Here is a 6,879-nt window from a genome sequence, read left to right as displayed (position 1 = left end):
CGGTCCCCAGCGTGGTGGTTCGGGTTCCCGCACCCCGATGCGGCGGGTCGTGCTGCTCGTGGTGCTGGTCATCGCGGCGCTCGCGGGTGGGCGGTTCGGCCTGGAGGCCCGCCAGGACAACCCCGACTACGCGCCGCCGGTTCCGCGCGGGGGGTCGGGTGGTCGGGGGGGGGGTGTGGGGGGGGGGGGGGGGGTGGGGGGGGGGGGGGGGTGGGGGGGGTGGGGTCCGGGGTGGGGGCGGCGGGGGGGGGGGTGGCTGCAGGGGTGGCTGCAGGGGTGGCTGCAGGGGTGGCTGCAGGGGTGGCTGCAGGGGTCGGGTCCACGGTCGGAGCTACGGTCGGAGCCGCCGGGGTCGGGGTGGCCGCGGGGGTGGCCGCGGGGGTGGCCGCAGGGGTCGGAGCCGCCGGGGTGACCTCCGGGGCCACGGGGGCCGGGGCCTGCGGCAGGGCCGAGGCCCCGGCCGAGCTGGCCCCGGTGCCGGCCGCGGTGATCGCGGCGACCGAGACCTTGTACGCGACACCGTTGCTCAAGCCGGACACGACCGCCCGGGTGCCGCTGACCGGCTGCACGACCGGGGCACCGGACGGCGTGACGTACGTCAGCGCGTAACCGGTCACCGGCGCTCCGCCGGTCTCGGCCGGGGCGTTCCAGGTGGCGGTGAACGAACCGTCGCCCGAGTCGACCGCCAGGCTCGACGGCGCCTGCGCCACCGTCAGCGGCGTGACCGTCACCGAGGAAGAGGTGGAGCCGGTGCCCGCGGCGTTGACCGCCGCGACGCGGACCCGGTAGGTGATCCCGTTGGTCAGGCCGGTCACCGTGGCGGTGGTGGCGTCGACCTTACGGACGACGTCAGCCCCGGTGCCCGGGGTCGCCGTGAGCACGTACCCGGTGATCGGGGCGCCGCCGGTCTGGGTCGGCGCGCTCCAGCTCGCCGCGAACCGGGCGTCACCGGGAGAGGCCGAGAGCCCGGACGGGGCCGCGGCCACGGTGGACGGGGTCGACGTGACGGCGGACGACGCCGGGCCGCTGCCGGCCGAGCTGGTCGCCGTGACGGTGATGGAGTACGCGGTGCCGTTGCTGAGGCCCGTCAGGGAACCCGTGGTGCCGGTGACCTTCGTCGTGCGGGCCGCCTGGCCCGGAGCGCTGTAGGTGATCGTGTAGCCGGTGATGGCCTTCTTCGAGGACGGCGCGGTCCAGGTCAGGTTGACCCGGGAATCCCCCGCGACCGCGGTCACGCCGGTCACCTGGGCCGGAAGCTGCGCGGCGGCCTGGGCGGCGGCGTTGGCGGCCGCCTGCTCCATGGCCTTCTGGAAGGCGTCGATGAGATCGGAGAAGAATCCGCTGCTTTGACTGGTGGCGCTCTTCTGGGAAATGAAAGCCACTGGAACGGCGATGTCTTCGCCCTGACCGGCAGTACTGCCCGTCGTCAGGTGGACGGCACCGGGAGACGGCGCGTGGGTGCCGACCGCGAACGTGGCGACCAGAACTGCCGCCGCGGCCGCTGAGGCCAGTGTTCCGCGTGAAGAACGCATGAGGGTGGGCTCCTGCCAACTGGTGCGCCCGGATTGAACCGGGGTGAGCGAGTTACCTGAGCGTACACAGAGATATACTCTGTGTAATGAGGCCGTGAGAGTGACGACCCTTCCCGGCGCATCGTCACCCACCCGGACCAGAGCCTGTTACATACGGGTGATTGCATGACCCCATGAACCGCACGGAATGGATCGAGAGATACGCTTCTGCCTGGCGCGCGAGGAGTTCCGCGAACGTCGTGAAACTGTTCACCCCCGGCGCCGCGTACTACTACTCCCCCACGAAGGCGCCGCACCGCGGGCACGACGAGATTGCCGCCCACTGGAAGCGCGCCACCGACACCTTCTCCGAGCTCGATCTGCGGTTCGGCACCCCGATCAGCCAGGGCCGGCGCACCTTCGTCGAAATGTGGGCCACCCTGCGCGATCCGGCCTGGAACCCGGCTGCCCCGAACGACCTGGTGACTTTTCCCGGATGTCTCGTGCTCCGTTTCACCGACGAGGGCCTGTGCGAGGAACACCGCGAGTACTACAACACCGTGTTCGGCGAGAGCATCGCCGCACCGGCTGGCTGGGGCGAGTGATTCCGTAGTGCCGACACTGGATTTCGGACCCCATACCGGGCAGACTGGGTGAATGTCCGAGACCGTGGACGCCCCGGCCGAGCGGTCCGAGAGCCACCCCCGTAGTTCGGCCCGCCAGCGCATCGTCGAGGCCGCGACCGAGCTCTTCAGCACCCGCGGCTACGCCGCCACCACCACGCGCGACATCGCCGACCGCGTCGGCATCAAGCAGCCCTCTTTGTATTCGCATTTCGCGGTGAAGGCCGACATCCTCATCGAGGTGGAACTTCAGACGTTCCGCCCCACCGTGGAGCGTTTCGAGGCCCTGCACGCCGACAAGGCCCTGACCGCCGGCGACCGGCTGGGTCAACTCGTCGAGTTCGACGTGCGCATGCTCTGCACCGGCTCCTGGAACGTCGCCCTGCTCGGCTACCTGCCGGAGGTGCGCCGCGAGGGCCTGGCCGCCGGGATGGCCGCCCACTCGCACGAGCTGTTCCTGGTCTACCGCACCCTGGTCGGCGAGGCTCTGACTGAGAACGGCCGCACCGAAACCGATCTCGGCACCCTGACCGAGGTGGTCTTCAGCCTGGTCGAAGGCATCATCCTGCGGCGGGTGCATGACCCCCATCTCGACGCCGACCGCCTGGCCCCCGCCGTCCGCGACGCCGTGCTGGCCGTCGTCCGGTAGCTACGCCGCAATAGCCGGCGCACGGCCAAGCCCGCGCACGAAGCCCAACGACCTGTCCCTGGCCCGCTGACCCCGACGCTGGGGCCGCCACCTCCTTTTCCATGATCATACGATCCCCCGGCCTTCGGCCGGGAGGTTCCCCCACTTTCCCGGGCAACCTTGGCCTGATCACGGACGAAATGATGGGTCTAGCCGATTGCTGCTGCCCTGCCGAGAGTCTCGCGTTTCTCGCGGGCCCGGCGGCTCACCAGCAGGGCCAGCACCGTGATACACAGGGCCGCCACGCAGCTCCACCAGAGACTGGCGGCGCCGAACCGGGCCAGCGCCAGGCCACCGAGCCCGGCCGCCAGCACCCGTCCCACCGGCCAGCAGAGGCCGTGGACACCCTGGTACGTGGCTTCCAGGGAGCGAGGGGCGATGTCGGCGATCACCGTCGAGGCCACCGGGAAGATGCCCAGTTCGCCGACGGTCCAGAGCACGACCGCCAGGGCCCAGTGCCACCACTGGGTCGCGAAGACCTGCACCAGGTAGCCGACGGCGGTCAGAGCTACCCCGCTGCCCATCACCAGGGTCTTGGGCAGACGCTCCACCACCCGGATCATCGGGATCTGCAGCAAGCACAGCAGCGCCCCGTTGATCGTGAGCAAGGTGCTGTAGGCCGGCACGGAGAAGCCGTCGTCGGTCATGACGATCGGCAGGGTGGCCGTGCCCTGGAGGTACACGGTGAGGTACAGCGTCATGATCGCGGTGAACGCCCAGAGCACGCCGTCGTGGCGAACTTTCGCAAAGGCGTGCACCAGGGTCGGCGTCGCCACCGCGGTGGCGACGGTCGAGCGCAGCAACGGCACCATCACGAGCAGCACCGCCAGCAGCAGCACGGCCTCCAGGTAGAACACCAGCGCGAACGAGTACGTCGACAGCCAGCCGGCGAAGGCCGGGCCGATCGCGTAACCACAGTTGATCGCCCACATCCGCAGCGAGTAGGCCCGTTCCCGCAGGGCCGGCGGAACCAGCCTCCCGATGAGCGAGCTGAGCGCCGGCCCCGGCAGCAGCGACGTGGCCCCGTAGGCGAACAGCAACCCGGCCAGCGTCCCCGTGGAGACCGGCTGCGCCAGCGCCACCAGCAACCCCGCCGACGCGAGCTGCCCGGCGACCACCACCCGCACACCCCCGAACCGGTCGGCCAGGTAACCACCGCAGAGACTGGCCACGATCCCGCCACCCCCGAAGGCGGCCACGACCAACCCGATCGTGGCCGCATCGAGCCCTCGGTCGCGACTGAGCCAGGCCGACATCAAGGGAGCGACGAAGTGCCCGACCGCCAGCACCAGGGTGACCGCCCAGAGCGCCCAGAACGATGCCGGGAGCCCGTACAGGCCAGGCGGTCTCACCTGGTTACGGCTCATTGTGCTCTCACTCCAAGGATATTACCCCGGCCCCGAGCCACCCGGCCCAAGTCCCGAAGGGCCCCCGATCGGGGCCACAACGACCTCCCGTCGCCAGGACCAGGCCATCTCCCCGCCACCTCGACCTCCGACCCGCAAAGCGTCGCCCCGGACCGCCACGTCCCACGCCACGGCAGCCCGCCGGACAGCAGGCCACCACAGCACTCGGGCACCACAACACTCGAGCACCACAGCACCACAGCACCACAGCACCACAGCACCACAGCACCACAGCACCACAGCACCACAGAACCCTGACCAACGCAGCGCTCCAGACCTCAGGTCACAAGCGCCCGGATCACTGCGGCACACCAGATCCCCGGCACCACGCCACCCGAGCCCCGGACCACCAAGGCCCCCGGGGCTCAGACCACCGACGCCGCCGCGGTGCCCAACTCGTTTTCACGCCACTGGCGCCAGCTCGCCCAGCCAGCTCATGACCTCGTCGGACGTGACCAGGGCATCGCGCTGGAGGTAGTTGATCATTTTCAGGGCGTCGTCGTGGGCCTGGACACTCGAACCGGCGGTCAGGTCGGTGGCGACCCGGATGTGGAAGTCGCGCTGGTGGGCGTCGACCGAGGTGTAGAGGATGCAGATATCGGTGAACCCACCTATGAGGATGAGGTTTTCGACGCCGTACGACTTCAGCACGATGTCGAGCTCGGTGGCGAAGAACGAGGAGTACCGCCGCTTGCGGATGTGGAACTCTTCGCCCACCGGCCCCAGACCGGTCGCGATCTCGGTGCCCGGGTTGCCCTCGATGCAGTGCGGCCCCTCGGAACCGTCGAGCTCACGGCCGATGTCGGTGAGGTGGGACTTGTGCACCTCCTGGATCCAGACCACCGGCACCCCCTGGGCCCGGCACTCGGCGACCATCGTCTGGGCCTTCACCAGCTGCCCACGGCCGTAGGCCGCGGCCGGGCCGGAAAGGTCGCCACCCTGGAAGTCGACGACGACGAGAGCGGTCTTGCCACTGATGTTCATGCGGTCTCCTTGATCGGGACGGTCTCCAGCCAGTCGTAGACCGCGACGCTGCTCACGAGCGAGTCACGCTGCAGGTACTTCATGGCGCGCAGCGCGGCGTCGTGCAGTTCCTGGCCCGAGCCGACGACGAGGTCGCTGACCGTGCGGAAGTGGTAGTCGAGCTGGTGCGCGTCGACCGCCGTGTAGTGGATGCAGACGTCGGTCATGCCACCGATGAGGATCACCGTCTCGGCCTTGTACCCACGCAGCAGCAGGTCGAGCTCGGTACCGAAGAAGGCCGAGTAGCGGCGTTTGCGAATCAGGTACTCTTCCGGACGCGGTTCCAGGCCCGGGTGGAGCTCCGTGCGCTGCTCACCCTCGATGCAGTGCGGCCCCTCGGAACCGTCGAGTTCGCGCCCGATGTCGACCAGGCTCGGCTTGTGCACCTCCTGGATGAAGATCACCGGCACCTGCCGGGCCCGGAACGCGTTGACCAGCTCGACGGCCTTGGGGTTACGCACCTCGCGGCCCGGCATGTAGGTCAGCGCCGGGTTGTTGCCCGGGTAGGGGTTCTCGAGCCCACCACCCTGGATGTCGACCACCACGAGAACGATGTTGCCCACGGGCTTGAGGTCGTCGGCGGGTGTCCAGTCGGTCACCTGTAGCGGAGTGTCTGACACGGGTTTCCTTTCTCAGCTGAGGCGCACGCGCGGATCGAGCACCGCGAGCCCCAGGTCGACGAGCGTGTTGACGACGACGTACACCGCGCCCAGCAGCAAGCTGATCGTGGCGACGGAGTTGGTGTCGGCGGCGTTGATGGCTGTGACCAGGTACTGGCCCAGACCGTTCCAGGAGAAGATCTGCTCGACCACCACCAGGCTGGACAGCATCATCCCGATCTGCACCCCGAGCAGGCTCAGGACCGGACCGGCCGCGTTGCGCAGCCCGTGTCGCCGCAGCAGCTGCGACTCGGTCTCGCCCAGAGACCTTGCGGTGCGGGCATAACCGGACCGCAGGCTGGTGTCGAGACCGTCGGCCAGCACCCGGGCCAGAGCGACGCCCGGCCCCAGACTGGCCGCGGTGGCCGGCAGGATCAGGTGTTTCAGCGCGTCGAACGCGTACAGGATGTTGCCGGTGAGCAGCCCGTCGAGCACGTAGAAGCCGCTCAGCCCGCTGCTCGCCCCGTACGACGTGCGGCCCGCGACCGGCAGCCAGCCTAGCTGCCCGAAGAACAGCAGCAGACCACAGGTGGCGATCAGGAATGCCGGGGCACTGGCCGCGCTGAAGAGCACGAACCGGATGATGCCCCCGGCCCGCCCGCGCAGCGAATAGGCCCGGGCCAGAACCAGACCGATGACGATCGACAGGATCACCGTGACGACGGCCAGTTCGAGCGTGGCCGGCAGACGGCTGCTGAGCTCGTCGGCCACCGGGCGTTTGGTGCTCAGGCTGAGCCCGAGATCGCCCTGCAGCAGACGGGTCAGGTAGTCCCAGTACTGCACCACGACGGGCTGGTCGAGACCGAGCCGGGTGCGGGCCGCCGCGATCGCGTCGGGCGATGCGTTGCCCCCGACGTAGGCGTGCACCGGGTCTCCGCCGCCGAACCGGCTGACCACGAAGATCAGCACCGACAGCGCGAACAGCACGATCACCAGCGAACCGATCCGGCTCAGGGTGAAACGCAGCAT

At 69.6% G+C, this 6,879-nt stretch carries 8 protein-coding genes; 3 read left to right on the top strand and 5 right to left on the bottom strand.

The annotated features are described in order from the left end of the window. Window positions 1–68: 68 nt before the first annotated feature. Window positions 69–1,235, bottom strand: coding sequence for a fibronectin type III domain-containing protein (locus LR393_RS37250; protein WP_407937366.1), 1,167 nt, complete (start codon window positions 1,233–1,235; stop codon window positions 69–71). Here LR393_RS37250 and LR393_RS27625 point away from each other — a divergent pair. The 3 genes from LR393_RS27625 to LR393_RS27615 all read left to right on the top strand — a co-directional run bounded on the left by LR393_RS27625 (window position 1,165) and on the right by LR393_RS27615 (window position 2,783). Next, window positions 1,165–1,350 (top strand): hypothetical protein, encoded by a 186-nt coding sequence (locus tag LR393_RS27625; protein WP_231487818.1) that lies wholly within the window; start codon window positions 1,165–1,167, stop codon window positions 1,348–1,350. The two genes, LR393_RS37250 and LR393_RS27625, sit on opposite strands and share 71 nt — an antisense overlap. Before the next feature lie 355 nt (window positions 1,351–1,705). Continuing rightward, complete coding sequence (locus tag LR393_RS27620) at window positions 1,706–2,116, top strand: nuclear transport factor 2 family protein (protein WP_269327978.1); 411 nt, start codon at window positions 1,706–1,708, stop codon at window positions 2,114–2,116. Between the two features lie 52 nt (window positions 2,117–2,168). After that, window positions 2,169–2,783, top strand: a complete 615-nt coding sequence (locus tag LR393_RS27615) for a TetR/AcrR family transcriptional regulator (protein ID WP_231487816.1) — start codon at window positions 2,169–2,171, stop codon at window positions 2,781–2,783. A gap of 188 nt (window positions 2,784–2,971) precedes the next feature. Here the strand turns inward: LR393_RS27615 and LR393_RS27610 are convergent, their stop codons facing one another. The 4 genes from LR393_RS27610 to LR393_RS27595 form a co-directional block, all read right to left on the bottom strand. Beyond that, window positions 2,972–4,174 (bottom strand): MFS transporter, encoded by a 1,203-nt coding sequence (locus tag LR393_RS27610; protein WP_231487815.1) that lies wholly within the window; start codon window positions 4,172–4,174, stop codon window positions 2,972–2,974. Window positions 4,175–4,630: 456 nt separating this feature from the next. Next, window positions 4,631–5,212, bottom strand: coding sequence for a cysteine hydrolase family protein (locus LR393_RS27605; protein ID WP_231487814.1), 582 nt, complete (start codon window positions 5,210–5,212; stop codon window positions 4,631–4,633). Continuing rightward, window positions 5,209–5,871: a cysteine hydrolase family protein gene (locus LR393_RS27600; protein WP_231487813.1), complete on the bottom strand. Its 663-nt coding sequence runs from the start codon at window positions 5,869–5,871 to the stop codon at window positions 5,209–5,211. Before LR393_RS27600 ends, LR393_RS27605 begins: the two co-directional genes overlap by 4 nt. 12 nt (window positions 5,872–5,883) lie before the next feature. Further along, window positions 5,884–6,879 carry an ABC transporter permease gene (locus LR393_RS27595; RefSeq protein WP_231487812.1) on the bottom strand — a complete coding sequence of 332 codons (996 nt, stop codon included), beginning with the start codon at window positions 6,877–6,879 and terminating at the stop codon, window positions 5,884–5,886.

The sequence above is a fragment of the Kineosporia mesophila genome, from assembly GCF_021129235.1.
Taxonomy (GTDB): Bacteria; Actinomycetota; Actinomycetes; order Actinomycetales; family Kineosporiaceae; genus Kineosporia; species Kineosporia mesophila.
Note: the sequence above shows the minus strand (reverse complement) of the source record. Positions and strands in the feature narration are given on the sequence as shown.